Source organism: Devosia chinhatensis (assembly GCF_000969445.1).
GTDB classification, from domain to species: domain Bacteria; phylum Pseudomonadota; class Alphaproteobacteria; order Rhizobiales; family Devosiaceae; genus Devosia; species Devosia chinhatensis.
In genome coordinates, this window is record NZ_JZEY01000054.1 from 1,605,350 (window position 1) to 1,630,733 (window position 25,384).

37 protein-coding genes are annotated in these 25,384 nt (G+C 60.2%); 3 read left to right on the forward strand and 34 right to left on the reverse strand.

Translation table 11 applies throughout. The features are described 5' to 3' along the window. Nucleotides 1-99: 99 nt before the first annotated feature. A complete protein-coding gene (locus tag VE26_RS07735) occupies nucleotides 100-1,422 on the reverse strand; it encodes a DegQ family serine endoprotease (protein WP_244465645.1) in 1,323 nt (440 codons plus the stop codon). A gap of 401 nt (nucleotides 1,423-1,823) precedes the next feature. Between VE26_RS07735 and VE26_RS07740 the strand changes: the two genes are divergently transcribed. Together VE26_RS07740 and VE26_RS07745 are read left to right on the forward strand one after the other, a co-directional pair. Continuing rightward, nucleotides 1,824-3,005, forward strand: a complete 1,182-nt coding sequence (locus VE26_RS07740; protein ID WP_046104433.1) for a type III PLP-dependent enzyme domain-containing protein — start codon at nucleotides 1,824-1,826, stop codon at nucleotides 3,003-3,005. A 72-nt stretch (nucleotides 3,006-3,077) separates the two neighbouring features. Then, complete coding sequence (locus VE26_RS07745) at nucleotides 3,078-3,620, forward strand: P-loop NTPase family protein (protein ID WP_046104434.1); 543 nt, start codon at nucleotides 3,078-3,080, stop codon at nucleotides 3,618-3,620. Nucleotides 3,621-3,702: 82 nt separating this feature from the next. Here VE26_RS07745 and rplQ read toward each other — a convergent pair whose 3' ends face one another. The 31 genes from rplQ to rpsL form a co-directional block, all read right to left on the reverse strand. Beyond that, on the reverse strand, nucleotides 3,703-4,125 hold the full coding sequence (rplQ, locus tag VE26_RS07750; protein ID WP_046104435.1) for a 50S ribosomal protein L17: 423 nt from the start codon (nucleotides 4,123-4,125) through the stop codon (nucleotides 3,703-3,705). Nucleotides 4,126-4,157: 32 nt separating this feature from the next. Beyond that, nucleotides 4,158-5,177, reverse strand: a complete 1,020-nt coding sequence (locus tag VE26_RS07755; protein ID WP_046104436.1) for a DNA-directed RNA polymerase subunit alpha — start codon at nucleotides 5,175-5,177, stop codon at nucleotides 4,158-4,160. Between the two features lie 103 nt (nucleotides 5,178-5,280). Further along, complete coding sequence (rpsK, locus tag VE26_RS07760) at nucleotides 5,281-5,673, reverse strand: 30S ribosomal protein S11 (protein ID WP_046104437.1); 393 nt, start codon at nucleotides 5,671-5,673, stop codon at nucleotides 5,281-5,283. Nucleotides 5,674-5,827: 154 nt separating this feature from the next. Continuing rightward, nucleotides 5,828-6,196, reverse strand: a complete 369-nt coding sequence (rpsM, locus tag VE26_RS07765; RefSeq protein ID WP_046104438.1) for a 30S ribosomal protein S13 — start codon at nucleotides 6,194-6,196, stop codon at nucleotides 5,828-5,830. A 175-nt stretch (nucleotides 6,197-6,371) separates the two neighbouring features. Then, nucleotides 6,372-6,935 (reverse strand): adenylate kinase, encoded by a 564-nt coding sequence (locus VE26_RS07770; RefSeq protein WP_046104439.1) that lies wholly within the window; start codon nucleotides 6,933-6,935, stop codon nucleotides 6,372-6,374. Further along, on the reverse strand, nucleotides 6,932-8,269 hold the full coding sequence (secY, locus tag VE26_RS07775) for a preprotein translocase subunit SecY (protein WP_046104440.1): 1,338 nt from the start codon (nucleotides 8,267-8,269) through the stop codon (nucleotides 6,932-6,934). Before secY ends, VE26_RS07770 begins: the two co-directional genes overlap by 4 nt. 137 nt (nucleotides 8,270-8,406) lie before the next feature. Beyond that, complete coding sequence (gene rplO, locus VE26_RS07780; protein WP_046104441.1) at nucleotides 8,407-8,907, reverse strand: 50S ribosomal protein L15; 501 nt, start codon at nucleotides 8,905-8,907, stop codon at nucleotides 8,407-8,409. A 14-nt stretch (nucleotides 8,908-8,921) separates the two neighbouring features. Further along, nucleotides 8,922-9,110, reverse strand: coding sequence for a 50S ribosomal protein L30 (gene rpmD / locus VE26_RS07785; RefSeq protein WP_046104442.1), 189 nt, complete (start codon nucleotides 9,108-9,110; stop codon nucleotides 8,922-8,924). A 21-nt stretch (nucleotides 9,111-9,131) separates the two neighbouring features. Next, the gene (gene rpsE / locus VE26_RS07790) at nucleotides 9,132-9,665 is read right to left on the reverse strand and encodes a 30S ribosomal protein S5 (protein ID WP_046104443.1); all 534 of its coding nucleotides are present in this window, start codon (nucleotides 9,663-9,665) and stop codon (nucleotides 9,132-9,134) included. Between the two features lie 20 nt (nucleotides 9,666-9,685). Further along, on the reverse strand, nucleotides 9,686-10,048 hold the full coding sequence (rplR, locus tag VE26_RS07795; protein WP_046104444.1) for a 50S ribosomal protein L18: 363 nt from the start codon (nucleotides 10,046-10,048) through the stop codon (nucleotides 9,686-9,688). A 12-nt stretch (nucleotides 10,049-10,060) separates the two neighbouring features. Beyond that, entirely contained in the window at nucleotides 10,061-10,594 is a 534-nt protein-coding gene (gene rplF, locus VE26_RS07800; RefSeq protein ID WP_046104445.1) for a 50S ribosomal protein L6, read from the reverse strand. A 36-nt stretch (nucleotides 10,595-10,630) separates the two neighbouring features. Then, nucleotides 10,631-11,029, reverse strand: a complete 399-nt coding sequence (gene rpsH / locus VE26_RS07805) for a 30S ribosomal protein S8 (protein ID WP_046104446.1) — start codon at nucleotides 11,027-11,029, stop codon at nucleotides 10,631-10,633. A gap of 13 nt (nucleotides 11,030-11,042) precedes the next feature. Then, nucleotides 11,043-11,348, reverse strand: a complete 306-nt coding sequence (gene rpsN, locus VE26_RS07810) for a 30S ribosomal protein S14 (RefSeq protein WP_046104447.1) — start codon at nucleotides 11,346-11,348, stop codon at nucleotides 11,043-11,045. Nucleotides 11,349-11,378: 30 nt separating this feature from the next. Next, nucleotides 11,379-11,936 carry a 50S ribosomal protein L5 gene (rplE, locus tag VE26_RS07815; protein ID WP_046104448.1) on the reverse strand — a complete coding sequence of 186 codons (558 nt, stop codon included), beginning with the start codon at nucleotides 11,934-11,936 and terminating at the stop codon, nucleotides 11,379-11,381. Next, nucleotides 11,929-12,240 carry a 50S ribosomal protein L24 gene (rplX, locus tag VE26_RS07820; protein WP_046104449.1) on the reverse strand — a complete coding sequence of 104 codons (312 nt, stop codon included), beginning with the start codon at nucleotides 12,238-12,240 and terminating at the stop codon, nucleotides 11,929-11,931. Before rplX ends, rplE begins: the two co-directional genes overlap by 8 nt. Continuing rightward, complete coding sequence (gene rplN / locus VE26_RS07825) at nucleotides 12,240-12,608, reverse strand: 50S ribosomal protein L14 (RefSeq protein ID WP_046104450.1); 369 nt, start codon at nucleotides 12,606-12,608, stop codon at nucleotides 12,240-12,242. The genes rplX and rplN overlap by 1 nt, the downstream gene beginning before the upstream one ends. A gap of 64 nt (nucleotides 12,609-12,672) precedes the next feature. Further along, complete coding sequence (gene rpsQ, locus VE26_RS07830; RefSeq protein WP_046104451.1) at nucleotides 12,673-12,906, reverse strand: 30S ribosomal protein S17; 234 nt, start codon at nucleotides 12,904-12,906, stop codon at nucleotides 12,673-12,675. 10 nt (nucleotides 12,907-12,916) lie between these two features. Beyond that, nucleotides 12,917-13,111, reverse strand: a complete 195-nt coding sequence (rpmC, locus tag VE26_RS07835; RefSeq protein WP_046104452.1) for a 50S ribosomal protein L29 — start codon at nucleotides 13,109-13,111, stop codon at nucleotides 12,917-12,919. Between the two features lie 11 nt (nucleotides 13,112-13,122). Further along, nucleotides 13,123-13,536, reverse strand: a complete 414-nt coding sequence (gene rplP / locus VE26_RS07840) for a 50S ribosomal protein L16 (protein WP_046104453.1) — start codon at nucleotides 13,534-13,536, stop codon at nucleotides 13,123-13,125. Nucleotides 13,537-13,551: 15 nt separating this feature from the next. After that, entirely contained in the window at nucleotides 13,552-14,289 is a 738-nt protein-coding gene (gene rpsC / locus VE26_RS07845) for a 30S ribosomal protein S3 (protein ID WP_046104454.1), read from the reverse strand. Beyond that, complete coding sequence (rplV, locus tag VE26_RS07850; RefSeq protein ID WP_046104455.1) at nucleotides 14,289-14,669, reverse strand: 50S ribosomal protein L22; 381 nt, start codon at nucleotides 14,667-14,669, stop codon at nucleotides 14,289-14,291. Before rplV ends, rpsC begins: the two co-directional genes overlap by 1 nt. Nucleotides 14,670-14,672: 3 nt before the next feature. Next, nucleotides 14,673-14,951 (reverse strand): 30S ribosomal protein S19, encoded by a 279-nt coding sequence (gene rpsS, locus VE26_RS07855; RefSeq protein ID WP_046104456.1) that lies wholly within the window; start codon nucleotides 14,949-14,951, stop codon nucleotides 14,673-14,675. A 3-nt stretch (nucleotides 14,952-14,954) separates the two neighbouring features. Beyond that, nucleotides 14,955-15,794, reverse strand: a complete 840-nt coding sequence (gene rplB / locus VE26_RS07860) for a 50S ribosomal protein L2 (protein ID WP_046104457.1) — start codon at nucleotides 15,792-15,794, stop codon at nucleotides 14,955-14,957. 18 nt (nucleotides 15,795-15,812) lie between these two features. Continuing rightward, on the reverse strand, nucleotides 15,813-16,106 hold the full coding sequence (locus tag VE26_RS07865) for a 50S ribosomal protein L23 (RefSeq protein ID WP_046104458.1): 294 nt from the start codon (nucleotides 16,104-16,106) through the stop codon (nucleotides 15,813-15,815). Further along, the gene (gene rplD / locus VE26_RS07870; protein ID WP_046104459.1) at nucleotides 16,103-16,723 is read right to left on the reverse strand and encodes a 50S ribosomal protein L4; all 621 of its coding nucleotides are present in this window, start codon (nucleotides 16,721-16,723) and stop codon (nucleotides 16,103-16,105) included. The genes VE26_RS07865 and rplD overlap by 4 nt, the downstream gene beginning before the upstream one ends. After that, on the reverse strand, nucleotides 16,724-17,419 hold the full coding sequence (gene rplC, locus VE26_RS07875) for a 50S ribosomal protein L3 (protein ID WP_046104460.1): 696 nt from the start codon (nucleotides 17,417-17,419) through the stop codon (nucleotides 16,724-16,726). It abuts the gene before it with no gap. Between the two features lie 82 nt (nucleotides 17,420-17,501). After that, nucleotides 17,502-17,810, reverse strand: a complete 309-nt coding sequence (rpsJ, locus tag VE26_RS07880) for a 30S ribosomal protein S10 (protein WP_035080820.1) — start codon at nucleotides 17,808-17,810, stop codon at nucleotides 17,502-17,504. A 68-nt stretch (nucleotides 17,811-17,878) separates the two neighbouring features. Next, on the reverse strand, nucleotides 17,879-19,069 hold the full coding sequence (gene tuf, locus VE26_RS07885) for an elongation factor Tu (protein ID WP_046104461.1): 1,191 nt from the start codon (nucleotides 19,067-19,069) through the stop codon (nucleotides 17,879-17,881). A 66-nt stretch (nucleotides 19,070-19,135) separates the two neighbouring features. After that, nucleotides 19,136-21,226: an elongation factor G gene (gene fusA / locus VE26_RS07890; RefSeq protein WP_046104462.1), complete on the reverse strand. Its 2,091-nt coding sequence runs from the start codon at nucleotides 21,224-21,226 to the stop codon at nucleotides 19,136-19,138. Between the two features lie 12 nt (nucleotides 21,227-21,238). Then, a complete protein-coding gene (rpsG, locus tag VE26_RS07895) occupies nucleotides 21,239-21,709 on the reverse strand; it encodes a 30S ribosomal protein S7 (protein ID WP_046104463.1) in 471 nt (156 codons plus the stop codon). 12 nt (nucleotides 21,710-21,721) lie between these two features. After that, nucleotides 21,722-22,093: a 30S ribosomal protein S12 gene (rpsL, locus tag VE26_RS07900; RefSeq protein ID WP_035080811.1), complete on the reverse strand. Its 372-nt coding sequence runs from the start codon at nucleotides 22,091-22,093 to the stop codon at nucleotides 21,722-21,724. Nucleotides 22,094-22,593: 500 nt separating this feature from the next. Between rpsL and VE26_RS07905 the strand changes: the two genes are divergently transcribed. Continuing rightward, entirely contained in the window at nucleotides 22,594-23,436 is an 843-nt protein-coding gene (locus tag VE26_RS07905) for an aldo/keto reductase (RefSeq protein WP_046104464.1), read from the forward strand. Nucleotides 23,437-23,462: 26 nt separating this feature from the next. On the opposite strand, the gene VE26_RS07910 is transcribed toward VE26_RS07905, so the two are convergent. Both VE26_RS07910 and VE26_RS07915 read right to left on the reverse strand, forming a co-directional pair. Beyond that, on the reverse strand, nucleotides 23,463-24,584 hold the full coding sequence (locus VE26_RS07910) for a Gfo/Idh/MocA family protein (RefSeq protein WP_046104465.1): 1,122 nt from the start codon (nucleotides 24,582-24,584) through the stop codon (nucleotides 23,463-23,465). Between the two features lie 17 nt (nucleotides 24,585-24,601). After that, entirely contained in the window at nucleotides 24,602-25,384 is a 783-nt protein-coding gene (locus VE26_RS07915) for an ATP-binding cassette domain-containing protein (RefSeq protein ID WP_046104466.1), read from the reverse strand.

Sequence of the window (25,384 nt, forward strand, 5' to 3'; positions counted from 1 at the left end):
GGTTCTAGCGCGAGAAAGGGGATGCGTCACCGCCTCCTGTGGCACTGGACACCGGAACATGCCTCAGCCGCGAGGTTCCACGAGGCTGAAGGGTATATGTCAGCCACTAACGATGGAGCGGGTAACCCGGCCATTACGCTGCAGGATGATCTGCCAGGTGCGTGCCCGCTGGCTGGCGATTTCTGCGAAGCGCGAAGCCGTGCCGATTTCCGCATCGTTCAGGGCGAGGATGAGGTCATCCACACGCAGCCCCATGGCCTCGGCAGCCGAGCCCGGCTCGATGGCGGTGACGATGACGCCGCTTGCGTCATAAGGCAGGCCCTTGGCCTCGCTGAGCGCCGGATCGAGCTGGCGCACCGTCACACCGGCAAAACGGGTATTGCCCGAAATGCTCGCGACTGCCTCCGCTGCGGCCGACGGAACCGCTTCGAGAGGGAAGGAAATCGTCTCTGTGGCGCCACCCCGCAGCCGCTCGAGCTGTGCGGTTTGCCCGATAGGCCGCGTTGCCAGACGAAAATTGAAGGCGCTCGGATCATCGACCCGCAGCCCGTCCACCGAGAGAATGACATCACCCGACCGGAAGCCGGCGCGTTCCGCCGGGCCATCGGGCGCCACTTCGGTGATCATGGCGCCATGGGGGGCAGCCATTCCCATGCTGACCGCGATATCGGCGGTGACGGCCTGCATCTTCGCGCCGAACCAGGGCCGGACAATCTCGCCCCCGCTGACCCCGGCCTCCGCCACAAGCCGAGCCATGTTTGCGGGAATGGCAAAGCCGATTCCAACCGACCCGCCTGTCTGCGAGTAGATAGCGGTGTTGATGCCCACAAGGTTTCCCCGCATGTCGACCAGGGCACCGCCGGAATTGCCCGGATTGATGGCCGCATCCGTTTGGATAAAGAACTCGTAGTCCGACGCCTCGACACCTGTGCGCGCCAGAGCCGAAACGATGCCGCTCGTTACCGTCTGCCCCACCCCGAAGGGGTTGCCGATAGCCAGCACCAGATCTCCCACCAGCAGATCGTCGCTATTGGCAAAGGTGATGGCAGGGAAATCCGTGCCATTCGCATCGCGTACGCGCAGAACGGCAAGATCGGTCTGCTGGTCCTCCACCACGAGGTCGACGGCAAATTCCCGACCGTCATTGAGAGCGATGCGGATATCGGTGGCGCCGTTGATGACATGGCTATTGGTGAGGATCACACCGCCGGCATCGACGATGACGCCAGAGCCCAGCGAACGGGACTCGCGCGGCCGTGTCTGGAATTGATCGCCGAAGAACCGAGAGAAGAACGGATCGTTGGCAAAAGGTGACGCGGACCGCTGTTCGATGCGGGTGGCGTAGACGTTGACCACCGATGGCGAGACTGCCTGCACCACCGGAGCAAAGCTCAACTGCACCTGTTGCTGCGCCTCAGGCACCACACGTGTCTCCGCGACGACCATCTCAGTGGCGGCTGTCCGGGGCCCACTTTCCGCCTGTGGCGCAGGAGTGGTCCAGGGCCCGAGTGCAAGGGTTCCTCCGACAGCAATTACCGCGAGAGTGGAAGTTGAAAATACCAGCGTTCGCAACGACATGGTGAAACCTTCGGACTCAATCTCTCAGCCGAAAAACCGCATTTCGACGCGATGAGCAAAACGCCCGGAATCTGTCATCAAAATGACGTTTCGGCATTGTTGGTATTGCAGCCAAATAAACGTTTGCGCGAGGGGGCGTGCAGCCCTATATGCAGCGCTCACTTTGGTGCGCATAAGGGAGTGGAAACCCTGAGGCGCATTGACGTTTCCACCTTCTCTCCAGCCCCTGAAAGGCCTGTTGTCCAATGACCGACGAGCCGAAGATCGTCCATGCCAATACTTCCGCGCTGATCGCCGCCGAAGCGCCGGACTATCCCTCCTTCCTGTTCTCCGAACGGGAATTTCACCGGGCGATCAAGGTGTTCAAGAAGGGCTTTGACGGGCTGCTGACCTACGCGGTCAAGTGCAATCCCTCGCCCCACATCATTGCTCAGCTGCATGCCGAAGGGCTGCAGGCCTTCGACGTGGCCTCGAATGTGGAAATGGAACTGGTGCGCGACTACGCCCCGGGCGCAGCCATGCACTACAACAACCCCATCAAGAACAAGCGCGAGATCGAACGCGCCTATGAGGAATTCGGGGTCCGCAGCTTCACCATCGACCACCCCCAGCAACTCGATCAGCTTGCAGCCGTGGTTTCGCCCAGCCGCGATGTGGAAGTCACCACCCGCTTCAAGGCCGGCAAGGCGCTCAAGTCCTATGACTTCGGCATCAAGTTCGGTGTCATGGAACAGTCGGCAGCCGAAATCGTCACCGCAGTCGAGAAGATGGGCTACACGCCGAGCCTGTGTTTCCATGTCGGCAGCCAGTGTGAAGATGCCTATGCGTATGAGCGCCACATCGCTGCGGCAGCCCGCATCGTCGCGGAAGCAGGCATTGAACTCAAGCGCCTCAATATCGGCGGCGGCTACCCAGCCCCCTATCCGACCAGCGAAGCGCCGCCAATGAGCCATTACTTCGAGACCATCGGAACGGCCGTCGATGACCATTTCGGCAAGAACAAGCCCGAGCTGATCATTGAGCCTGGCCGCGCCCTCGTCACGTCCTCCACTTCGCTGCTGCTTCGCGTCAAGCATCAGCGCGGCGGCCAGTCGGTCTATGTCAATGATGGAGCCTATGGCGCGCTGATGGAAGTCAAGTTCATGCACTTCACGCCGCCGGTCCGCGTGTGGCGCGGTCCGCGCCTGCATGACAACAATGGCGAGTTTAGCGAATTCACCCTGTGGGGCCCGACCTGCGACAGCTACGACGTCCTGCCCCAGGTCTTCACTCTGCCTGCCGACATCGACGAGGACGATTGGATCGAGTTCGGCCTGATGGGGGCCTATACCCAGGCGTCGCTGACCCCGTTCAATGGCTTCATCCGTCGCGACCAGTACTGGGTCGAAGAAGTCTATACCGGCAAGGACATGGCTCCCGCCGAATAATCACGCCATCTCAAACCAGAGGCCGCCCTGGCACATGTCGGGGCGGCCTTTTCGTCTTTGGAGGACAAATCCATGGGCCACCTTCCGACCATCACAAGCCTTGGGCACCGTATTGTCATCATGGGACCCTCCAATGCTGGCAAATCCACCCTGGCCTCGGCCCTGGGACAATGCCTCCACCTCCCCGTGCATCATCTCGACGTCTATCGCCACCTCCCGCACACAGATTGGCAACAACGAGACGACGCAGACTTCCAGCGGCTGCACGATGAGGCCATCGCGTCAGATGCCTGGATCGTGGAAGGCAATTACTCCGCGCTACTGCCTCAGCGGTTGGCACGCGCCACTTCTGTGCTTGTCATCGACGACAGCCTGGTCAGGCGCTATTGGCGCTATGTCTGGCGCACGACGCAGAAGAGAAAGCGCGCAGGCGCCCTGCCGGGAAACCGAGATACCATCAAGTGGCAGATGATTCATTGGATCTGGCACACCCGGCATTCCGCCAAACGGACGCGTGAGCGCATCTCCCGTATGGACTTACCGCACCATTTCGTCGCCAACCAAGGCGAACTCGATGCTCTTTACGACGCCTGGCACTTGAAGAGAACACGCTAGGGCCATTCCGCTCGGACCGGCAAAAAGAAACGGCCCCGAAGCATGCCCGGGGCCGTTTCGATTCTGCTGAAGAAAACCGACTTTATGCGGCTTCGGCTTCGTCGTCGTTATACTGCACCGGACCCGAATCCTGGCCACGGGCATCCACGTCGCGATCAACGAACTCGATCACGGCCATAGGCGCATTGTCGCCATAGCGGAATCCGGCCTTCAGAATGCGGATATAGCCGCCCTGACGTTCGGCATAGCGCGGGCCGAGAACGGCGAAGAGCTTGGCAACCTGGCCCTCGTCGCGGATCTGGGCAATTGCCTGGCGGCGGGCATGCAGGTCGCCGCGCTTTGCCAGGGTAATGAGCTTCTCGACGATCGGACGCAGGTCCTTTGCCTTGGGAAGCGTGGTGACGATCTGTTCGTGCTTGATCAGCGCGGCGGACATGTTCGCGAACATCGCCTTGCGGTGCGATGCGGTCCGGCTGAACTTGCGGCCTCGATTAGCGTGGCGCATGGGTTATCTCCTAAAGTCTGGTCAGCGCCGGATCAATAATGATCTTCGTAGCGCTTGGCGAGGTCATCGATATTCTCGGGGGGCCAGTTATTGACGTCCATTCCGAGATGAAGCCCCATCTGTGCCAGGACTTCCTTGATTTCATTGAGCGACTTGCGGCCGAAATTCGGCGTCCGCAGCATCTCGGCTTCCGTCTTCTGGATTAGGTCGCCGATATAGACGATATTGTCGTTCTTGAGGCAGTTTGCCGAGCGCACGGAAAGCTCGAGCTCGTCGACCTTCTTGAGCAGCGCCGGGTTGAAGGCCAGTTCGGGAACCGAATCTTGGGCCTTTTCCTTGGTGGGCTCTTCAAAGTTCACAAAGACCGACAGCTGGTCCTGAAGGATACGCGCAGCGAAAGCCACGGCATCTTCAGGCGACAGCGCGCCATTGGTCTCAACGGACAAGGTCAGCTTGTCCTTGTCGAGGCTTTCGCCCGCACGGGTCGCATCGACCTTGTAGCTCACGCGACGAACCGGCGAAAACAGCGCATCGACCGGGATATAGCCGATCGGGGCGTCTTCGGGCCGGTTCTTATCGGCCGGGACATAGCCCTTGCCGGTATTGACCGTGAACTCGATATTGATCTCGGCGCCGTCATCGAGATGGCAGATGACCAGCTCTGGGTTCAGCACTTCAATATCACCCGAAACCTTTATGTCACCAGCGGTGACGGCTCCGGGGCCCTGCTTGGACAGCGTGAGGCGCTTTGGGCCTTCGCCACCCATCTTCAGGGCGATTTCCTTGACGTTCAGCACCAGGTCGGTGATGTCCTCGCGCACGCCTGGAAGCGAGGAGAATTCATGCAGAATGCCGTCAATCTGGATTGCCGTCACTGCCGCGCCCTGAAGCGACGACAGCAGCACGCGACGCAGGGCATTACCAAGGGTAAGCCCGTATCCGCGCTCAAGCGGCTCGGCAACAACCGAGGCCACGCGCGCGTTATCGCTGCCCGAAACAATCTCCAGTTTGGTCGGCTTGATAAGTTCCTGCCAGTTCCTCTGGATCGTCACGGTATTGTCCTTTCAAAATCGCGGCCCTCGACGGCCGCATCGCCGCAAACACAATTAGCACCCCCGACCCATTCAATCGGCCGGGGGCGTACCAATGGTCTTGTTAGACGCGGCGCCGCTTGCGCGGACGGCAGCCATTGTGCGGGATCGAGGTAACGTCGCGGATGGAAGTCACGTTGAAACCGGCAGCCTGAAGGGCACGAAGAGCGGACTCACGGCCTGAACCAGGACCACGAACTTCGACCTCGAGGGTCTTCATGCCATGTTCCTGGGCCTTCTTGGCCGCATCTTCGGCCGCAACCTGCGCGGCATAGGGGGTCGACTTGCGCGAGCCCTTGAAACCCATCACGCCCGAAGAGGACCACGAAATCGTGTTGCCCTGCATGTCGGCGATGGTGATCATCGTGTTGTTGAAGGAGGCGTTCACATGCGCGACGCCGGAAGTGATGTTCTTGCGCTCTTTGCGACGGACGCGCGCGACTTCAGTCTTAGCCATTCTTATCCTCTAGGATATCGGCGCTGCCGTAATGCCAGCAGCTCCACCACGGATTTAGCGGTTCAAGCCCTTTCGGCAACTCTATCGAGCCACCCAAAAGCCCTGCCCCGCAAAACCCAGTCCAACGACCGGCCCGCACCAGGCGGGCACGGAATTACTTCTTCTTGCCAGCGATCGGCTTTGCCGGACCCTTGCGGGTACGAGCATTGGTGTGGGTACGCTGACCACGAACCGGAAGGCCGCGACGGTGGCGCAGGCCACGATAATTGCCGAGATCCATCAAACGCTTGATGTTCATCGCAACGTTACGACGAAGATCGCCTTCCACGACGTAGTCACGGTCGATCGTTTCACGGATCTGAATGACTTCGGCGTCGGTCAGTTCGTTGACACGGCGCTCGGCAGGAATGCCGACCTTTTCAGTAATGTCCTTGGCGAACTTGTCGCCGATCCCGTGAATATACTGCAGCGCGATAACCACGCGCTTATTCGTCGGGATGTTGACGCCAGCAATACGAGCCACGTCTGCTCTCCTTCATTCAACACGCGCCATCACGGCGGGTGCCTTTAAACAACAAGGGACCGGATTTCGACCCCCAACTAAGGGAAAACCGAATCCAGCCCGATGATCCATGAGACTGGTGCGGTTCTTTAAGGATAAGACCGGTCGGAGTCAACAGCCCCGCCCGACCCTAAAGTTATCTGCCGAGCGCCGACTTGATCGAGCCCGTGACGTCTTCAACTGCGGCCATGCCATCGACCGTCTTCACCAGACCCTGACGACCATAAAAGTCCACCAGCGGAGCGGTGCTGCTTTCATAGACACCCAGGCGCTTGCGGATGACGTCCGGATTGTCGTCGGGACGATTGCTGTCCTTAGCGCGCTGGATCACCCGACGCACAAGCTCATCGGCATCAGCCTTGAGCTCAATAACGGCATCGAGCTTGATGCCCTTGTCGGCCATCATCCTGTCCAGGGCCTCGGCCTGGGCGATCGTCCGCGGAAAACCGTCCAGAATGAAACCCGGCTTGCAATCCTCGGCATCGAGACGCTCGGAAACAATCCCGTTGACGACATCGTCCGAAACCAGGTCGCCGCGGTCCATGATGGCCTTGGCTTCCAACCCGAGCGGCGTCTTGTCCGCAATGGCAGAGCGCAGAATGTCGCCCGTCGAGAGCTGGGGAATGCCATAGGCATCCACCAGAATCTTTGCCTGTGTCCCCTTCCCCGCCCCCGGCGGGCCCAACAGGATCAACCTCATCGACGCTTGCCTCCTCCCAGTCGTGACTTCTTCAGCAGCCCTTCATATTGCTGGGCCACCAGATGGCTCTGGATTTGCGTAATGGTATCCAGCGTCACCGTCACCATGATCAGCAGCGACGTACCGCCGATGAACTGGCTGACAGCCAGCTGGCTGAACATGACTTCCGGTATCAGCGCCACTACCGCCAGGTAGATCGCCCCGACCACGGTGATACGCGTCAGCACGTAGTCGATGTGCTGCGCCGTCCGCTCGCCGGGCCGAATGCCCGGAATGAAGCCACCCGACCGCTTCAGATTGTCGGCCGTTTCGGTCGGATTGAACACGATGGCCGTGTAGAAGAAGGCAAAGAAGATGATGAAGAACGCAAAGAGCGCAAGGTAAAGCGGCTGGCCGCGACCCAACAGGGCCGTAACCGTTGTCAGCCATCCCGGCGCATCGCCCTGCGCGGCAAAGGACGCGATCGTCGCAGGTAGCAACAACAGCGACGAGCCAAAGATCACCGGAATCACACCCGAAGTGTTCAGCTTGAGCGGCAGGTGTGATGTGTCGCCCTGGAACATCTTATTGCCGACCTGGCGCTTCGGATACTGAATCAGCAAGCGCCGCTGGGCTCGTTCGAAGAACACGATAACCGCGATGACGATAAGCGCCAGAAGCAGCATGCCCAGACCGGCAAAGCCCGGGATGGCTCCGGTACGAGCCAGTTCCAGCGTCTGCGCCACCGTGGCAGGCAGGTTGGCGACGATACCGGCGAAGATGATCAGCGAAATACCGTTGCCCACGCCACGCGCGGTAATCTGCTCACCCAGCCACATCAGGAACATGGTGCCGCCCACCAAGGTTATCACGGTGGAGATGCGGAAGAACCAACCGGGGTTCAGAACGACGCCCTGGCTGCCTTCGAGGCCCACAGCAATACCATAGGCCTGGATGGCACAGAACAGAACCGCCAGGTAGCGGGTGTACTGATTCATCTTGCGACGGCCCGCCTCACCCTCTTTCTTGAGGGCTTCCAGGCGCGGTGATGCAGTCGAAACGACCTGCACCACGATGGACGCGGTAATGTAAGGAATGAGGTTCAGCGCAAAGATCGCCATGCGCTCGACAGCGCCACCGGCGAACATGTTGAACATGCCGATAATGCCCTGCTGCGACTGCTCGAAGGTCGCGCGGAACGCATCGGGATCGATGCCCGGCAGGGGGATGTAGGTGCCCAAACGATAAACAAGCAGCGCGCCCAGTGTGAACCAGATGCGCTGCTGAAGGGCTTTCGCCTTCGAAAAGGTCGAGAAAGACAGATTACGTGCGAGCTGTTCGGCTGCGGACGCCATATAAATCGCTCCTATGGCCTATATGCCAGGTGCGCTCGGAGCGCTGGAGGAGCATATATGGGATATGTCCCCGCCAGACGCAACAAACCACAAGAGCGCACCCGGCGCTGATCGCCGCGTGCGCCCTGCCGAGTGGATTACTCGGCGCGCGGGGGCTTCTTCCAGGTCTCTTTGACCGGAATCAGATCGAGCTTGCCGCCGGCAGCTTCGATGGCAGCAGCTGCGCCCTTGGTGGCATAGTCAACCTTGAAGGTAACCTTCTTGGCCGAGAAGCCTTCCGAACCGATCAGGCGGACGCCGTCCTTCGGACGACGGATCACGCCAGCTGCAACGAGAGCAGCCGCGTCGACCACACCCTTCACATCCAGCTTGCCGCTGTCGATATAGGCCTGCACGCGGTCGATGCGCACTTCGTTGAAATCCTTCGGATTCCAAGCATTGAAGCCGCGCTTCGGCATACGCATGTGAAGGGGCATCTGGCCGCCTTCGAAGCCGTTGATGGCAACACCGGCACGGGCCGTCTGGCCCTTGCCGCCGCGACCACCGGTCTTGCCGACGCCGGAGCCGATACCACGGCCGATACGGACACGGGTCTTGTTGGCTCCGGGATTGTCACGAAGATCGTTCAAACGGGTCATGTTTCGTAACTCCCTTACTCGCCGATTACGCGGACGAGGTGCGGGATCTTGTTGATCATGCCGCGGACTTCGGGCGTATCAACCAGCTCACGCTGCTTGTTCATCTTGTTGAGCCCGAGCCCGATCAGGGTCGCGCGCTGGCTCTTCTCGCGGCGGATCGGCGAACCGACCTGCTGGACGACGATGGTCTTGTCTTTAGCCATAGTTCTTCTCCGTGCCTGCTATCAGGCTTCGACTGCAGCCTCGCCGCGGCGAGCCTGGAGTTCGGAAACCTTGAGGCCGCGACGGGAAGCCACCGAACGGGGGCTGTCGACGCGCTTGAGCGCATCGAACGTGGCGCGAACCATGTTGTAGGGATTTGCAGTGCCCTGCGACTTGGCAACGATATCGTTGATGCCAAGCGTTTCGAACACGGCGCGCATCGGACCACCGGCGATGATACCAGTACCCGGGACGGCTGCACGCAGGATGACCTTGCCGGCGCCGTGGCGGCCGGTAACGTCGTGGTGCAGCGTACGGGCATCGCGCAAGGGAACGCGGATCATCTGGCGCTTTGCCTGCTCGGTGGCCTTGCGGATTGCCTCAGGAACTTCACGGGCCTTGCCGTGACCGAACCCGACGCGACCCTTCTGGTCACCGACGACGACGAGTGCCGCAAAACCAAAGCGACGGCCGCCCTTCACAACCTTGGCCACACGATTGATGTGGACCAGGCGATCGACGAACTCGCTTTCGCGCTCTTGAACGTCTCTGCTCATTTTATCTCTTCCTCGCCGGGTTAGAACTGCAGACCGCCCTCACGGGCAGCGTCTGCAAGGGCCTTAACACGGCCGTGATAGATGTAGGCGCCACGATCGAAAACGACTTCGCCAACCCCAGCCTTCACACCGCGCTCGGCGATCAGCTTGCCAATGGTGGCAGCAGCCTCGGAGGTCGCGCCATTCTTGACGGAGGACTTGATGTCCTTTTCCAGGGTCGACGCAGCGGCCAGCGTGCGGCCGGTGCTGTCGTCGATGATCTGGGCGTAGATATTCTTGTCCGAACGGAAAACCGACAGACGGGGACGACCGAAGGCACGAGCCTTGAGCGCCTTGCGGACGCGGGCCTTGCGACGATCCGCACCTTTTGCAGAAATTGCCATTTCCGGCGCTCCTTACTTCTTCTTGCCTTCTTTGCGGAAGACCTGCTCGCCGGCGTAACGCACGCCCTTGCCCTTGTAGGGCTCGGGGGGACGCCAGCCGCGGATCTCGGCCGCAACCTGGCCAACAGCCTGCTTGTCGATACCGGTCACGACGATCTCGGTCGGTGCCGGCACCGCAAGGGTGATGCCTTCAGGAGCCTTGTAGATCACTTCGTGGCTGAAACCGAGCGAGAGCTTGATATCCTTGCCCTGCATCGCTGCGCGGTAACCCACGCCCTGGATGGCAAGCTTCTTCTCGAAGCCGGCGCTCACCCCGGTGACCATGTTCTGGATCAACGCGCGGGTGGTGCCCCAGGCGGCGCGTGCCTCACGGGAATCGTTGGCCGGAGTGATGGACACGCCATCATCGCCCTGCTCAACATTGACGATATCCATGAGCGTGAGGCTCAGTTCGCCCTTCGGGCCCTTGGCGGACACGTCACGACCATTGATCGTGACCGTAACGCCATTCACCGGGGCCACCGGTTTCTTGCCAGTACGTGACATAATGCTTCCTTGAGTAATCGTCTTGCCACGTCTTCCTTAGAAGACGCGGCAGAGTACCTCGCCACCCACATTGGCGGCCTTGGCTTCATGGTCGGCCATCACACCCTTGGGGGTGCTGAGAATCGACACACCGAGACCGTTGGCAACCTGAGGGATATTCTTCACCGACGCATAAACGCGGCGGCCGGGACGGGAAACGCGCTCGATGGTGCGGATCACGCCTTCATTGTCCGAGTACTTCAATTCGATTTCGTACTCGGATGCGCCGTTCTCGAACTTGGTCTCCGAATAGCCGCGGATGAAACCCTCGGACTGGAGAACGTCCAGCACCCGACCACGCAGGGTCGAAGCCGGAGTCGAAACGGAATTCTTGCGACGCTGCTGAGCGTTGCGGATACGGGTCAGCATATCGCCGATGGGATCGGAAAAGCTCATCTCTAGTTTCTCCTTACCAGCTCGACTTCACCAGACCCGGGATCTGGCCCAGGTTGCCCAGCTGACGCAGGGCGATACGGCTCATCTTGAGCTTGCGATAGTAACCACGCGGACGACCCGACACTTCGCAACGGTTGCGAATGCGGACCTTGGCCGAGTTGCGCGGCAGTTCAGCCAGCTTGAGGCTGGCCTTGAAACGCTCCTCGATCGGAGTGTCCTGGTTCTTGACGGTCGCCTTGAGGGCAGCGCGCTTGTCAGCATACTGCTTGGTCAACGCGGCGCGCTTCTTGTTCTTTTCGATGGAGCTGGTCTTTGCCATGTCCTGATCCTTTTTCCCTTCCCTGCCCGCTTACTGGCGGAAGGGGAAGTTGAATGCCTTGAGAAGCGCGCGGGCCTCGTCATCATTCTTGGCCGTCGTGGCGATCACGATGTCCATGCCCCAAACCTGATCGATCTGATCGTAGTTGATTTCGGGGAAAATGATGTGTTCCTTGATGCCGAAGGCATAATTGCCACGACCATCGAAGGCGTTCGGGTTGAGACCACGGAAGTCGCGGACGCGCGGCAGGGCGATGTTCACCAGACGGTCCAGGAATTCGTACATGCGCGTCTTGCGCAGCGTGACCTTCACGCCGAGCGGCATGTGCTCGCGGACCTTGAAGCCGGCGATCGACTTGCGAGCATGGGTGATGACCGGCTTCTGGCCTGCGATCAGCTCGAGCTGGTCGGCAGCCGACTTGACCTTCTTGGTGTCGTTGACGGCTTCGCCAACGCCCATGTTCAAGACGATCTTGTCAAGGCGCGGCAGCTCCATGACGTTCTTGTAGTTGAACTGCTCACGCAGTGCAGCCTTGATAGTGTTGTCGTACTCGGTCCGGAGACGCGGAACGTAAGCGGTCTCAGCCATCGATCTGATCTCCGGTGGTCTTGGCGACGCGGGACTTCACGCCGTCCTTGATCTGGAAACCGACGCGGCTGGGCTTGCCATTGGCGTCGGCGACGGCCAGGTTCGACAGATGGATCGGCGCTTCCTTGGTGAAGATGCCGGCATCCTGCGAGGCAGTCTGCTTCTGGTGACGACGGACCAGGTTGATGCCCTGGACGATCGCGCGGGTTTCGGACGGGATGACAGAGAGGACCTGACCGGTCTTGCCCTTGTCCTTGCCGGCCAGGACGACCACTTTGTCGCCCTTCTTGATCTTGGCGGCCATTACAGCACCTCGGGAGCGAGCGAAATGATCTTCATGTGGTTCTTGGCGCGGAGTTCGCGCGGAACCGGTCCGAAGATACGGGTGCCGATCGGCTCTTTCTGATTGTTCAGAAGAACGGCGGCGTTCTTGTCGAAACGGATGACGGTGCCATCGGGGCGACGGATGTTGGTTGCGGTGCGAACCACCACGGCCTTCATCACTTGGCCCTTCTTGACGCGACCGCGCGGAATGGCGTCCTTGACCGAAACGACGATAATGTCGCCGACCGAGGCGTATTTCCGGTGCGAACCGCCCAGCACCTTGATGCACATGACTCGCTTGGCGCCGGAATTGTCGGCGACGTCGAGATTGGACTGCATCTGGATCATGACTGGATGCCTTCTAAGTTATCGGCAGCACCGTCATCCGGCGCACCGACCTGAATTGTTTCTCTTACGCGGACGGAACAAGCGCCCAGCGCTTGTTCTTGCTGATCGGCGCAGTTTCCTCGATCCACACGGTCTGACCGACCTTCGCGACGTTGTTTTCGTCGTGGGCGTGGTACTTCTTCGAACGACGCACGGTCTTCTTCAGAAGCGGATGGGTGAAACGGCGCTCGACACGAACCACGATGGTCTTGTCATTGGCGTCGGAGACAACAGTCCCCTGCAAAACGCGCTTTGGCATGGATCTATCCTTACTTAGCTGCGTTCTTCTGGGTCAGGATCGTCTTGATCCGCGCGATGTCGCGGCGGACTTCCTTGACCCGGGCCGGCTTTTCCAGCTGCTGGGTAGCACGCTGGAAACGCAGGTTGAACTGTTCTTTCTTCAGGTCGACGAGCTGATCTTTCAGTTCGTCTGCGGTCTTGGCCCGCACATCACTGGCTTTCATGCTCGTGTCCCTTAGTCGGCAATACGCGTGACAATACGCGTGGTGATCGGCAACTTCATCGCTCCGAGGCGAAGCGCCTCCTTTGCAACGTCTTCGGGTACGCCGTCAATCTCAAAAACGATACGACCCGGCTTTACGCGTGCGGCCCAGTATTCCACGGAGCCCTTACCCTTACCCATTCGGACTTCGGTCGGCTTCTTGGAGACTGGCAGATCCGGGAAAATCCGGATCCACACGCGGCCCTGACGCTTCATTTCGCGAGTGATTGCGCGACGGGCAGCTTCAATCTGGCGGGCAGTGACGCGTTCCGGCTCGGTGGCCTTGAGTGCGTACTGGCCGAATGCCAGGTCGGTACCACCCTTGGCCAGGCCATGGATGCGGCCCTTGTGGGCCTTGCGGAACTTGGTTCTCTTAGGTTGCAGCATAATGAACTGACCTTCTTATGCGCGTTCGCGGTCGCGGTCGCCGCGGTCACGGCGCGGTTCGCGCTCGCTACGCTGACCACCTTCACCACCTTCGGTGGCACGACGCTCGTGAGCCGACGGATCATGCTCAAGGACTTCGCCCTTGAAGATCCAGACCTTGATACCGATGATGCCGTACGTGGTTTCGGCTTCGGCAGTACCGTAGTCGATATCGGCACGCAGAGTGTGAAGCGGCACGCGACCTTCGCGGTACCATTCGGTACGAGCAATGTCGGCACCACCGAGACGGCCACCAACGTTGACGCGGATACCACCGGCGCCCATGCGGATCGCGGTCTGCACGGCGCGCTTCATGGCACGACGGAAGGCCACGCGGCGTTCCAGCTGCTGGGCAATGCCCTGGGCAACCAGCGTCGCATCGGTCTCGGGCTTGCGCACTTCAACGATATTGATGTGCACTTCCGAGTCGGTGAACTTCTTCACCTTGGCGCGGATCTTGTCGATGTCTGCGCCCTTCTTGCCGATCACGATGCCCGGACGGGCGGTGTGGATCGACACGCGGCACTTGCGGTGCGGACGCTCGATGACGATCTTGGAAACCGCAGCGGCCTTCAGGTCTTCCATCAGAGCCGTACGGATCTTCAGGTCTTCCTGCAGAAGGGTGCCGTATTCGCCCTTGTTGGCGAACCAGCGGCTGTCCCAGGTGCGGTTGATGCCAAGGCGGAAGCCGATCGGATTGATTTTCTGGCCCATTATGCGGCCTCCTCAACTTGCCGGACGACGATCGTCAGATGCGAGAACGGCTTCTCGATACGCGCCGACTTGCCGCGACCGCGAGCGGTGAAACGCTTCATGACGAGCGAGTTGCCCACATAGGCTTCGGCAACGACGAGGGCGTCGGTGTCCAGGCCATGGTTGTTTTCGGCGTTGGCGATGGCGCTCTCGAGCACCTTCTTCACCTGGCCGGAGATGCGCTTGTGGCTGAACTCAAGATCGGCCAGAGCCTTCTCGACCTTCTTGCCACGGATCAACTGCGCGACGAGGTTCAGCTTCTGAGGGCTGATGCGCAGCATGCGCAGCACAGCCTTGGCCTCGTTATCCTTGAGAGCGCGCTCAGTCTTTGGCTTGCTCATCTCTTACTTCCTCTTGGCCTTCTTGTCGGCCGCGTGCCCGTAATAGGTACGGGTCGGAGCGAACTCACCGAACTTGTGGCCGATCATTTCCTCGGTCACGGAGACCGGGATATGCTTCTGGCCGTTGTGCACGCCGAACGTGATGCCGACAAACTGCGGCAGGATGGTCGAGCGACGCGACCAGATCTTGACCACATCGTTGCGGCCAGAGGTCTGGGCCTTCTCGGCCTTCTTGAGCAGATAGCCGTCGACGAACGGCCCCTTCCAAATCGAACGGGTCATGTCTTACCTGCCCTTCTTCACGTGACGGCTGCGAACGATGAACTTGTCCGTAGCCTTGTTGCTGCGCGTACGCTTGCCCTTGGTCGGCTTGCCCCACGGGCTCACCGGGTGGCGGCCACCGGAGGTACGGCCTTCACCACCACCATGCGGGTGGTCGACCGGGTTCATGGTCACACCGCGGTTGACCGGCTTGCGGCCGAGCCAGCGGTTACGACCCGCCTTGCCGAGCGAGGTGTTGGAGTGATCCTGGTTGGACACGGCACCAACAGTGGCCAGGCACGAGCCGTGCACGCGGCGCTGCTCACCCGAGTTGAGGCGCAGAATGGCCCAACCCTGGTCGCGGCCCACATACTGGGCATAGGCGCCGGCGGAACGGGCAACCTGCCCACCCTTGCGGGGCTTCAGCTCGATGTTGTGCACGATCGTACCGACCGGCATGCGCTCGAGCGGCATGGCATTGCCCGGCTTCACGTCGGCGCCGTTCATCGACGAGATGATCTTGTCGCCGGCGGTCAGACGCTGGGGTGCCACGATGTAGGCGAGCTCGCCGTCCTCGTACTTGATCAGAGCGATCCAGGCCGTGCGGTTCGGATCGTATTCGAGACGTTCAACGGTCCCGACCACGTCGAACTTCACGCGCTTGAAGTCGATCATGCGGTAGCTGCGCTTGTGACCACCACCACGATGGAACGCGGTGATGCGGCCGTGATTGTTACGGCCACCGGTCTTGCTCAGGCCTTCGGTCAATGCCTTGACCGGCTTGCCCTTCCACAGTTCCGAACGGTCGGTCGTAACGAGGGTACGACGGCCTTCGGAGGTGGGATTGTAAGTCTTTAGAGCCATTTGTCTGTCTCTCGTCCCTTAGAGGCCGGTCGAAATATCGATCGACTGGCCGTCAACCAGGGTTACAACGGCCTTCTTGATGTCGTTCCGGACACCGACGCGACCGCGGAAGCGCTTCACCTTGCCCTTGCGGACCAGGGTGTTCACTGCCTTGACCTTGACCGAAAACAGCTGCTCGACGGCGGCCTTGATCTCGGTCTTGTTGGCGTCGATGGCGACGTCGAAGACGACCTGGTTGGCTTCGGAAGCCATGGTCGACTTTTCGGTCACGACGGGGTTACGAATGATGTCGTAAGCGGCAAGCTTGTTCATGCGAACCTCGCTTCGAGCGCTTCGAGCGCTGCCTTGGTGAGGACGAGCTTGTCACGCTTCAGGATCGACACAACGTTGATCCCCTGCACCGGCAGCACGTCGATATTCGGGATGTTGCGTGCGGCCAGAGCAAAGTTCTGGTCGACATTTGCGCCATCGATGATCAGGGCATTCGCCCATTCCAGCTTGCCGAAGGTCGTGCACAGCGCTGCAGTCTTGGCTTCCTGCTGGGAAACGCTGTCGATGACGATCAGCGAACCAGCCTTGGCCTTGGACGACAGGGCGTGCTTGAGAGCCAGGGCGCGAACCTTCTTGGGAAGGTCGATGGCATGGCTGCGAGGGGTCGGACCGAAAGCACGGCCACCACCGCGGAACTGCGGGGCCTTGCGATCACCGTGACGAGCGCCGCCGGAGCCCTTCTGCTTCACGAACTTCTTGCCCGTAGCAGAGCCTTCCGACCGGTTCTTCACGTCATGCGTGCCGGCCATGGCCTTAAGCTGCTGATAGCGAACCATGCGGTGCAGGATGTCCGGACGGACTTCAAGACCGAAAAGCTCGTCCTTGAGATCGACCGTACCGGCGGACTTGCCGTCGAGTGTGGTTACCTTGAGTTCCATTTACTTCGCTTCTCCCGCAGCAGCGGCCTCGAACGAGCCCGGCAGGACTACATTCGCGGGAGCCGGCTTCTTGACGGCGTCCTTGATCATGATCCAGGCACCCTTGGCGCCCGGGACCGAACCCTGGATCATGATCAGCCCACGCTCCACGTCGGTCTTGACGACCTTGACGTTCTGCGTGGTGATGCGACGATCACCCATGTGGCCCGGCATCTTCTTGTTCTTAAAGGTCTTGCCCGGATCCTGGCGACCACCGGTCGAACCGATCGAGCGGTGCGACACGGACACGCCGTGAGACGCACGCAGACCACCAAAGTTCCAGCGCTTCATACCGCCGGCAAAACCCTTACCGATGGAGGTTCCGGTCACGTCGACCAGCTGGCCTTCGGCGAAATGGTCGGCCTTGAACGTTGCGCCAACCTCGATGAGGCTGTCGGCATCCACGCGGAACTCGGCCACGTGACGCTTTGGCTCGACCTTGGCGACGGCATACTGCCCCCGCTCGGCCTTGGAGATGTTCTTGGCCTTGGCCTGGCCCGCGCCGAGTTGGAGGGCGACGTAGCCATCCTTCTCGACGGTCCGCTGCCCAACCACCTGACAGTTCTGCAGGCTGAGCACCGTCACGGGGACGTGCGAGCCGTCCTCTGCGAAGATGCGGGTCATCCCCAGCTTCTGTGCGATCAATCCAGAACGCATCGGTTTTACCTTTTCATTTGGCGCTCTGCCGGGTCATGTCTTCAGAGGACCCTTTTTGCGGCAGGCGCGGAAACTCTTGTCTTTAGAGCTTGATTTCGACGTCGACGCCGGCGGCGAGATCGAGCTTCATCAGTGCATCGACCGTCTGGGGAGTCGGGTCCACAATGTCAAGCAGACGCTTGTGGGTCCGGATCTCGAACTGCTCGCGTGCCTTCTTGTCGATATGCGGCGAGCGGTTGACGGTGAACTTGTCGATGCGGGTCGGCAGCGGGATCGGGCCCCGTACCTGCGCACCCGTACGCTTGGCCGTGTTGACGATCTCGCGGGTCGAGGTGTCGAGCACGCGATGGTCAAACGCCTTGAGGCGGATGCGAATATTCTGACCGTTCATCTTCTCAAATCCTGACAAAATGGATCGCGGCGCGCTTTATCGCGCGCCGCGAAAGTCTCAAGGACGTTTTACTTCAGGATCTTCGCGACGACGCCGGCGCCGACGGTGCGGCCACCTTCACGGATAGCGAAGCGGAGCTTCTCTTCCATGGCGATCGGAACGATGAGCTGAACGTTCATGTTGATGTTGTCGCCCGGCATGACCATCTCGGTGCCTTCCGGCAGCGTCACGATGCCGGTCACGTCGGTGGTGCGGAAGTAGAACTGCGGACGGTAGTTGCCGAAGAACGGAGTGTGACGGCCGCCTTCTTCCTTGGTGAGGATATAGGCCTCAGCAACGAAGTCGGTGTGCGGGGTCACGGAACCGGGCTTGCACAGCACCTGGCCGCGCTCAACCTGGGTGCGGTCGATACCACGGATCAGCGCGCCGATGTTGTCGCCAGCTTCACCCGAATCGAGCAGCTTGCGGAACATTTCAACGCCGGTCACGGTCGTCTTCTGGGTTGCCTTGATGCCGACGATTTCGACTTCTTCGCCAACCTTGACGATGCCGCGTTCGACACGGCCGGTCACAACGGTACCACGACCCGAGATCGAGAACACGTCTTCGATCGGCATCAGGAACGGCTGGTCAACCGGACGCTCCGGCTGCGGGATGTACGAGTCGACAGCAGCCATCAGCTCGAGAACGGCGTCATGGCCGAGCTTCGCGTCGCCGTTTTCCAGAGCAACGAGGGCCGAGCCCTTGATGATCGGAATATCGTCGCCGGGGAAGTCGTACGAGGACAGCAGTTCGCGCACTTCGAGCTCGACGAGTTCGAGCAGTTCCGGATCGTCGACCATGTCGCACTTGTTCAGGAACACCACCAGAGCCGGAACACCGACCTGACGAGCGAGCAGGATGTGCTCGCGGGTCTGCGGCATCGGGCCGTCGGCAGCCGACACGACCAGGATCGCGCCGTCCATCTGGGCAGCACCGGTGATCATGTTCTTCACATAGTCGGCGTGGCCAGGGCAGTCCACGTGAGCGTAGTGACGGTTCTGCGTCTCGTACTCGACGTGGGCGGTGTTGATGGTGATACCGCGGGCCTTCTCTTCCGGAGCGGCGTCGATCTGGTCATACGCCTTGAAGGTGGCGCCGCCGGTTTCGGCCAGGACCTTGGTGATCGCTGCGGTCAGCGAGGTCTTGCCATGGTCAACGTGACCGATGGTGCCGATGTTGCAGTGCGGCTTGGTGCGGGAAAACTTTTCCTTTGCCATCGCTTTTCTCCAAATTCGTCAGCGCAATCGCCGACTTTCAGTTGAGTTTTTTAGCTTGCGCTGTTGTTAGGCGTATTTGGCCTGGACTTCGTCGGCGACAGCCTGCGGAACCTGTTCGTAGTGATCGAACACCATGGTGTACTGTGCACGACCCTGGCTCATGGAGCGCAGCGAGTTCACATACCCGAACATGTTTGCAAGCGGCACGAACGCATTCACGACCTGGACAACACCACGGCTTTCAGTGCCCTGGATCTGGCCACGACGCGAGTTGAGGTCGCCGATGACGTCGCCCATGTAATCTTCTGGCGTGACAACTTCAACCTTCATGATCGGCTCGAGGATCTTCGGGCCGGCTTCACGCAGGGCTTCGCGGAAACCCGCGCGACCTGCGATTTCGAAGGCCAGGACCGAGGAGTCCACGTCGTGGTAGGCGCCGTCGGTGAGGGTCACCTTCACGTCAACCACGGGGAAGCCGATCAGCGGGCCTGCGCCCATGACCGATTCGATACCCTTGCTCACGCCCGGGATGTATTCCTTGGGAACAGCACCGCCGACGATGGCATTGACGAATTCGAGGCCCTTGCCGACTTCACCCGGTTCGACGGTGATCTTGATACGGGCAAACTGACCCGAACCACCGGACTGCTTCTTATGGGTGTAGTCCTTGTCGGTCTTGCGGGTGATCGTTTCACGATACGCCACCTGCGGCTGACCGATATTGGCTTCCACCTTGAACTCGCGCTTCATGCGGTCGACGAGAATGTCGAGGTGCAATTCGCCCATGCCCGAGATGATGGTCTGGCCGGATTCTTCGTCCGTCTTGACGCGGAACGACGGATCTTCGGCAGCCAGGCGGTTGAGCGCGAGGCCCATCTTTTCCTGGTCGGCCTTGGACTTCGGCTCGACGGAGATGTCGATAACCGGATCCGGGAAGATCATGCGCTCGAGGATAACCTGCGAGTTGCTCGGAGCCAGGGTATCACCAGTCGTGGTGTCCTTGAGGCCAACGATCGCCACGATGTCGCCTGCAAAGGCTTCCGTGATCTGCTCGCGGGAATTGGCGTGCATCTGGAACATGCGGCCAACGCGCTCGCGCTTGCCCTTCACGGTGTTTTCCAGGCTGACGCCGGCTTCGAGGTGACCCGAATAGATGCGACAGAAGGTCAGCGAACCCATGTGCGGGTCGTTGGCGATCTTGAAAGCCAGCATCGAAAGCGGTTCGCTGTCGTCGGCATGACGCTCGATCGGCTCTTCCGTCTTGGCATCGATGCCCTGGATGGCCGGCACGTCGATCGGCGACGGCAGGAAGTCGATAACGCCGTTGAGCAGGGGCTGCACACCCTTGTTCTTGAAGGCCGAGCCAGCAAAGATCAGGAAGAACTTGGTCTCGATCACGCCCTTGCGGAGCAGACGACGAATGGTGTCGTTGTTCGGCATTTCGCCTTCGAGATAGGCTTCCATGGCTGCATCGTCCATCTCGACGGCAGCTTCGATCATGGCTTCGCGGTACTTCTCGGCCTTTTCCTTGAGATCAGCCGGGATTTCCACGACGTCCCACTGGGCACCGAGCTCTTCGTTGCGCCAGACCAGAGCGTTCATCTCGATCAGGTCGACGACGCCCTTGAACTCGTTCTCGGCGCCGATCGGCAGCTGGACCGGGACGCCCTTGGCACCCAGACGCGAACCGACCATCTCCACGCAGCGGTAGAAATCGGCACCGATCTTGTCCATCTTGTTGACGAAGATCAGACGCGGAACGTGGTACTTGTCAGCCTGACGCCAGACCGTCTCGGTCTGCGGCTCGACACCGGCATTGGCGTCCAGCAGGGCAACGGCACCGTCGAGCACGCGCAGCGAGCGTTCGACTTCAATGGTGAAGTCCACGTGGCCGGGGGTGTCGATGATGTTGAAACGGTGCATCACGCCATCGCGCGACTTCCAGAACGTGGTCGTGGCAGCCGACGTGATGGTGATGCCGCGTTCCTGCTCCTGCTCCATCCAGTCCATGGTCGCGGCGCCGTCGTGGACTTCGCCGATCTTGTGGGACTTGCCGGTGTAGTAAAGGATACGCTCGGTCGTGGTCGTCTTGCCGGCATCGATGTGGGCCATGATGCCGAAGTTACGATAAAGATTGATGGGGTATTCGCGTGCCATGGGGCGCTCCTACTACCAGCGGTAGTGCGAGAAGGCACGGTTGGCGTCAGCCATACGGTGCGTATCTTCGCGCTTCTTGACGGCCTGACCACGGCCGTTCATCGCATCCATGAGCTCGCCGGAGAGGCGTTCACGCATGGTGTTCTCGCCGCGCTTGCGGGCGCTGTCGATGAGCCAGCGGATGGCCAGGGCCTGCTGACGGTCAGTACGGACTTCGACTGGAACCTGGTACGTGGCACCACCAACGCGGCGCGAACGCACTTCGACAGCCGGACGGATATTGTCCAGGGCGCCGTGGAACACGGTGATAGGGTCCTGCTTGGTCTTGCTTTCGACGATGTCGAAGGCGCCATAGACGATGGATTCGGCAGCAGACTTCTTGCCGTCCTTCATCAGGGAATTCATGAACTTGGTGACGACCAGATCGCCGAACTTGGGATCAGGAATAACGTCGCGTTTTTCTGCGCGGTGACGACGGGACATATCTCGATCTCCTTACTTCGGACGCTTCGCGCCGTACTTCGAACGACGCTGCTTGCGATCCTTCACGCTCTGCGTGTCGAGGACGCCGCGGAGCACGTGATAGCGAACACCCGGCAAGTCGCGAACGCGGCCGCCGCGGATGAGCACGACGGAGTGCTCCTGAAGGTTGTGACCTTCGCCCGGGATGTACGAGATCACTTCACGCTGGTTGGTCAGGCGAACCTTGGCAACCTTACGGAGAGCCGAGTTCGGCTTCTTCGGGGTCGTCGTGTACACACGAGAGCAAACGCCGCGCTTCTGCGGATTTGCTTCCATGGCCGGAACTTTGTTCCGCTTTGGCTTGCTGGCGCGTGGCTTGCGGATCAGCTGATTAATGGTGGGCATTGCGCTCTTTCCATTGGTCCAAAATTATACGGTCTACACAAGCAAACCAAAGCGGCGCTCGCACGAACCCTCTACGGACTCGGCGGCGCCTCAATTGCAGCGGACCACCTACCCGCAAAGGCAGCAGTCATGCGCACAAGGATTTACTTCGTCTAGTTACCCGACAGTGTGTTTGATCGTCCTGGATTCCCGCGCTAGGTGGCAGGGACCCGGTGTGACAATCACGACCGACCGCTAAGGTAGGCGCTGTTTAGAACCGATGACTCGCTCCGTCAAGGATTCTTTCGTGAAAAATCCGAGGGAGAGCCATGCGTTTCGCGGGATTGGACCCAGATACGCACCGCGACAGGCACTGGACGATAATGCAGAAAAGCGTTCGGCGGACCCAAGCGCAAGCTACACAGGGAGGGCATGCTGGTCCCTACCCTTCAATTAACATTTTTCGATTTGTGCAGCCCGGGCGTTGTTGGTGCCGTTAGGGACCAAAAGGAGAATTTGTCATGCAGAAATGTCCCGCGATCCCCCTTAATGACGGCCAGGCCATACCCCAGCTCGGATTCGGCGTCTGGAGGCTTGAGGAAGATGACGCACCTGATGTGGTGGGCGCAGCGATCAAGGCCGGTTATCGTCACATTGACACGGCCCAGGGTTACGACAACGAGGCCGGCGTCGGCCGCGCGATTGCCGAAGCTGACATCGATCGGCAAGATCTCTTCATCACCTCCAAGTTGCGGAACGGCCATCAGGGTTATGACAGCGCCATGCGATCCTTGGAAGAATCGCTCGACCGGCTGCAACTCGATTATCTGGACCTGTTCCTGATCCACTGGCCTGCACCGGCGCATGACAAATATGCAGAAACGTGGAAAGCATTCGTCGAGCTTCAGAAGCAGGGCCGAGTGCGCTCGATCGGGGTGTCCAACTTTCTGCCCGAGCACATCCAGCGCATCATAGCCGAAACCGGCGTGGTTCCCGCAGTCAACCAGGTGGAGCTTCACCCCGCCTATCAACAGCGGGACATTCGCGAATGGCATCGCGACCACGATATTCAGCTTGAATGCTATAGTCCGCTGGGCGGCAAGGACACTGGGCTGTTCGAGAACCCTGCAATCTCTGAGATTGCAGAACGTCACGGCAAATCGGCTGCTCAGGTCATCATCCGCTGGCATATCCAGCAGAACCTCATTGTCCTGCCCAAGAGCAGCAAGCCCGAACGCGCCGCAGAAAATTTCGACGTCTGGGATTTCACCCTCTCCGCCGATGACGTGGCCAGGCTCGATGCCCTCGACAGGCCCGATGGCAAGACCTTGCCTCAGCCAGATGAAAATAACGAAATGTTTTGATGAGGGGGCGGGCCGCTCCGGCGGCCCTACTCCGCCGCGATATGGACCCAGTCCTGACTGTCATGGCTGGCAGCCATGGCATGGACAATCCGCTCGATCTCCAGACCCCTGTCGAAGTCGACAACGCGTGCTGGCATGCCCGACATGGCATTCAGCAATTCGTGACATTCGATGATCTTGAGGTCGTTGAAACCCAGGCCGTGGCCCGGCGCCGGAATGAATCGGTCATAAGGCATGTGCACGGGCGCCGCCAGAATGCTTGTATATCCCTGTGCTCCGGCCGGTCCGTTGGCTTGGTAGATCTGAAGCTCATTCATCCGCTCCTGATCATACACGATACTTCCCGCTGAACCGAAGATCTGCAACGCGATCCTGCCCTTGCGACCCCAGGCAGACCTATTGACGGCAAGCACGCCGCTGATCTCACCGATCTCGAACAGCACATTGGCGATATCGAACGTCTCTACGGTCCGGCGGCCGCCGTCGGCCAGCGGACGGTCCGCATAAGGCTTGGCCTGGTGCGCGAACACCCTTGTCGGATTGCCGATCAGCGTCTGGAGCAAACTGAGGGGGTGGACCGCGAAATCGTCCAGCGCACCGTAGCCGGAACTGGCTTCGCTCTTCCAATAGAACAAGGCCTCAGGATCGGCCATGAAGTCCTCATCCATCTCGACCCGCACATGGTTGAGCACGCCAATTGCGCCCGATGCGATCAGGTCGCCAATCTGCCGCACCATGGGGTTCTGGATGTAATTGTAGCCCAAAATGGCCACCCGGCCGCTGGCGCGGGCAGCATCGGCCATGCGCTGCGCATCGACCAGGCTTACCGCCATGGGCTTTTCGCACCATACATGCTTGCCCGCCTCCAGAGCCGCAATCGCCATTTCCGCGTGAAAGGCATTGGGCGTCGTCACCGACACCACATCCACCTCGCTATCGGCAATCAGTTGACGCCAGTCTCCCGTGGCGCGGTCAAAGCCGAACTCATCGGCTTTCTTAAAGGCCAGTTCTTCATTGGCCTCTGCAAGATGCACAAGCCTCGGACGGGGCCCCGCTCCGAAAACCGCCTTGACGGAGGTCCAGGCCAGAGCGTGGCACTTGCCCATATAGCCCGTGCCGATAAGCCCGACGCCAATCGTATTCGACATGTCCTGATCCGATCCTTCTAGACAGTACCGCCGAGTGACGAGCTGAGTTCAGCCATCTCGGCGCCACCCGCCATCATGTCCTGCAATTGCTCCGGCTGCAGCTCCCCCTTGAGGGCCGTGCCCAATGTCTTGCCGCGATTGAGCACCGTAAACCGATCACCAACGGCCATGGCGTGCCGCACATTGTGGGTAATGAAGACGATGCCCACACCGGTTTTGCGAACCCGATCGATGGTCGCCAGCACATTCGCAGTCTGGCGCACACCCAGCGCTGAGGTGGGCTCGTCGAGAATGAGCACCTTAGCCCCAAAATAGACCGCACGCGCAATGGCCACGGTCTGCCGTTCACCGCCCGAGAGGGTCCCCACGGCCTGGTCCGGCGCCCGCAATTGAATGCCCATGCGCCGCATTTCCTCGAGCGTGATCCGATTTGCGCGATCCATATCGAGGAACTGAAAGGGTCCGAAGCGCCTGCGCGGTTCACGGCCCATCCAGAAATTGCGCGTTACCGACATGAGCGGGATCATCGCGAGGTCCTGGTAGACGGTGGCAACACCGGCATTCATGGCCTCACGCGGATCGGCAAAGCTGACGCTCTTGCCGTTCATCCGGATTTCACCAGAAGTCGGCTTGTGTACGCCCGCCATTGTCTTGATGAAGGTCGACTTGCCAGCGCCATTGTCCCCCAGCAGGCAATGACACTCGCCCGGCATGACGGAAACGGACACGCCATTGAGCGCAATTACCGGACCGAACTGCTTTTTGATGTCGATGAGCTCGATAAGAGGTGTATCGGCCAT

Excerpts from the sequence above, each read along its gene's own strand:
- secY (WP_046104440.1), bottom strand. The coding sequence starts at position 8,269 with ATGGCGTCCGCAGCCGAACAGCTCGCACGTAATCTGTCTTTCTCGACC.
- VE26_RS07740 (WP_046104433.1), top strand. The coding sequence starts at position 1,824 with ATGACCGACGAGCCGAAGATCGTCCATGCCAATACTTCCGCGCTGATC.
- rpsK (WP_046104437.1), bottom strand. The coding sequence starts at position 5,673 with ATGGCTAAGACTGAAGTCGCGCGCGTCCGTCGCAAAGAGCGCAAGAAC.
- rplO (WP_046104441.1), bottom strand. The coding sequence starts at position 8,907 with ATGACCCGTTTGAACGATCTTCGTGACAATCCCGGAGCCAACAAGACC.
- VE26_RS07910 (WP_046104465.1), bottom strand. The coding sequence starts at position 24,584 with ATGTCGAATACGATTGGCGTCGGGCTTATCGGCACGGGCTATATGGGC.
- rplE (WP_046104448.1), bottom strand. The coding sequence starts at position 11,936 with ATGGCTGAGACCGCTTACGTTCCGCGTCTCCGGACCGAGTACGACAAC.
- rpsQ (WP_046104451.1), bottom strand. The coding sequence starts at position 12,906 with ATGCCAAAGCGCGTTTTGCAGGGGACTGTTGTCTCCGACGCCAATGAC.
- rpsN (WP_046104447.1), bottom strand. The coding sequence starts at position 11,348 with ATGGCAAAGACCAGCTCCATCGAAAAGAACAAGAAGCGCGCCGCGTTG.
- rplF (WP_046104445.1), bottom strand. The coding sequence starts at position 10,594 with ATGTCACGTACTGGCAAGAAACCGGTGGCCCCGGTGAATGGCGTTACG.
- rpmC (WP_046104452.1), bottom strand. The coding sequence starts at position 13,111 with ATGAAAGCCAGTGATGTGCGGGCCAAGACCGCAGACGAACTGAAAGAT.
- VE26_RS07745 (WP_046104434.1), top strand. The coding sequence starts at position 3,078 with ATGGGCCACCTTCCGACCATCACAAGCCTTGGGCACCGTATTGTCATC.
- rpsJ (WP_035080820.1), bottom strand. The coding sequence starts at position 17,810 with ATGAACGGTCAGAATATTCGCATCCGCCTCAAGGCGTTTGACCATCGC.
- rpmD (WP_046104442.1), bottom strand. The coding sequence starts at position 9,110 with ATGGCTAAAGACAAGACCATCGTCGTCCAGCAGGTCGGTTCGCCGATC.
- VE26_RS07905 (WP_046104464.1), top strand. The coding sequence starts at position 22,594 with ATGCAGAAATGTCCCGCGATCCCCCTTAATGACGGCCAGGCCATACCC.
- rplC (WP_046104460.1), bottom strand. The coding sequence starts at position 17,419 with ATGCGTTCTGGATTGATCGCACAGAAGCTGGGGATGACCCGCATCTTC.
- rplV (WP_046104455.1), bottom strand. The coding sequence starts at position 14,669 with ATGAGCAAGCCAAAGACTGAGCGCGCTCTCAAGGATAACGAGGCCAAG.
- rplR (WP_046104444.1), bottom strand. The coding sequence starts at position 10,048 with ATGGCAATTTCTGCAAAAGGTGCGGATCGTCGCAAGGCCCGCGTCCGC.
- rpsL (WP_035080811.1), bottom strand. The coding sequence starts at position 22,093 with ATGCCCACCATTAATCAGCTGATCCGCAAGCCACGCGCCAGCAAGCCA.
- rplB (WP_046104457.1), bottom strand. The coding sequence starts at position 15,794 with ATGGCTCTAAAGACTTACAATCCCACCTCCGAAGGCCGTCGTACCCTC.
- VE26_RS07865 (WP_046104458.1), bottom strand. The coding sequence starts at position 16,106 with ATGAACAAGCTTGCCGCTTACGACATCATTCGTAACCCCGTCGTGACC.
- VE26_RS07770 (WP_046104439.1), bottom strand. The coding sequence starts at position 6,935 with ATGAGGTTGATCCTGTTGGGCCCGCCGGGGGCGGGGAAGGGGACACAG.
- rplD (WP_046104459.1), bottom strand. The coding sequence starts at position 16,723 with ATGGAACTCAAGGTAACCACACTCGACGGCAAGTCCGCCGGTACGGTC.
- rpsH (WP_046104446.1), bottom strand. The coding sequence starts at position 11,029 with ATGAGCTTTTCCGATCCCATCGGCGATATGCTGACCCGTATCCGCAAC.
- rpsE (WP_046104443.1), bottom strand. The coding sequence starts at position 9,665 with ATGAGCAGAGACGTTCAAGAGCGCGAAAGCGAGTTCGTCGATCGCCTG.
- rpsG (WP_046104463.1), bottom strand. The coding sequence starts at position 21,709 with ATGTCCCGTCGTCACCGCGCAGAAAAACGCGACGTTATTCCTGATCCC.
- VE26_RS07915 (WP_046104466.1), bottom strand. The coding sequence starts at position 25,384 with ATGGCCGATACACCTCTTATCGAGCTCATCGACATCAAAAAGCAGTTC.
- rpsC (WP_046104454.1), bottom strand. The coding sequence starts at position 14,289 with ATGGGCCAGAAAATCAATCCGATCGGCTTCCGCCTTGGCATCAACCGC.
- tuf (WP_046104461.1), bottom strand. The coding sequence starts at position 19,069 with ATGGCAAAGGAAAAGTTTTCCCGCACCAAGCCGCACTGCAACATCGGC.
- rplP (WP_046104453.1), bottom strand. The coding sequence starts at position 13,536 with ATGCTGCAACCTAAGAGAACCAAGTTCCGCAAGGCCCACAAGGGCCGC.
- rplQ (WP_046104435.1), bottom strand. The coding sequence starts at position 4,125 with ATGCGCCACGCTAATCGAGGCCGCAAGTTCAGCCGGACCGCATCGCAC.
- rpsS (WP_046104456.1), bottom strand. The coding sequence starts at position 14,951 with ATGACCCGTTCGATTTGGAAGGGGCCGTTCGTCGACGGCTATCTGCTC.
- fusA (WP_046104462.1), bottom strand. The coding sequence starts at position 21,226 with ATGGCACGCGAATACCCCATCAATCTTTATCGTAACTTCGGCATCATG.
- rplN (WP_046104450.1), bottom strand. The coding sequence starts at position 12,608 with ATGATCCAGATGCAGTCCAATCTCGACGTCGCCGACAATTCCGGCGCC.
- rplX (WP_046104449.1), bottom strand. The coding sequence starts at position 12,240 with ATGGCCGCCAAGATCAAGAAGGGCGACAAAGTGGTCGTCCTGGCCGGC.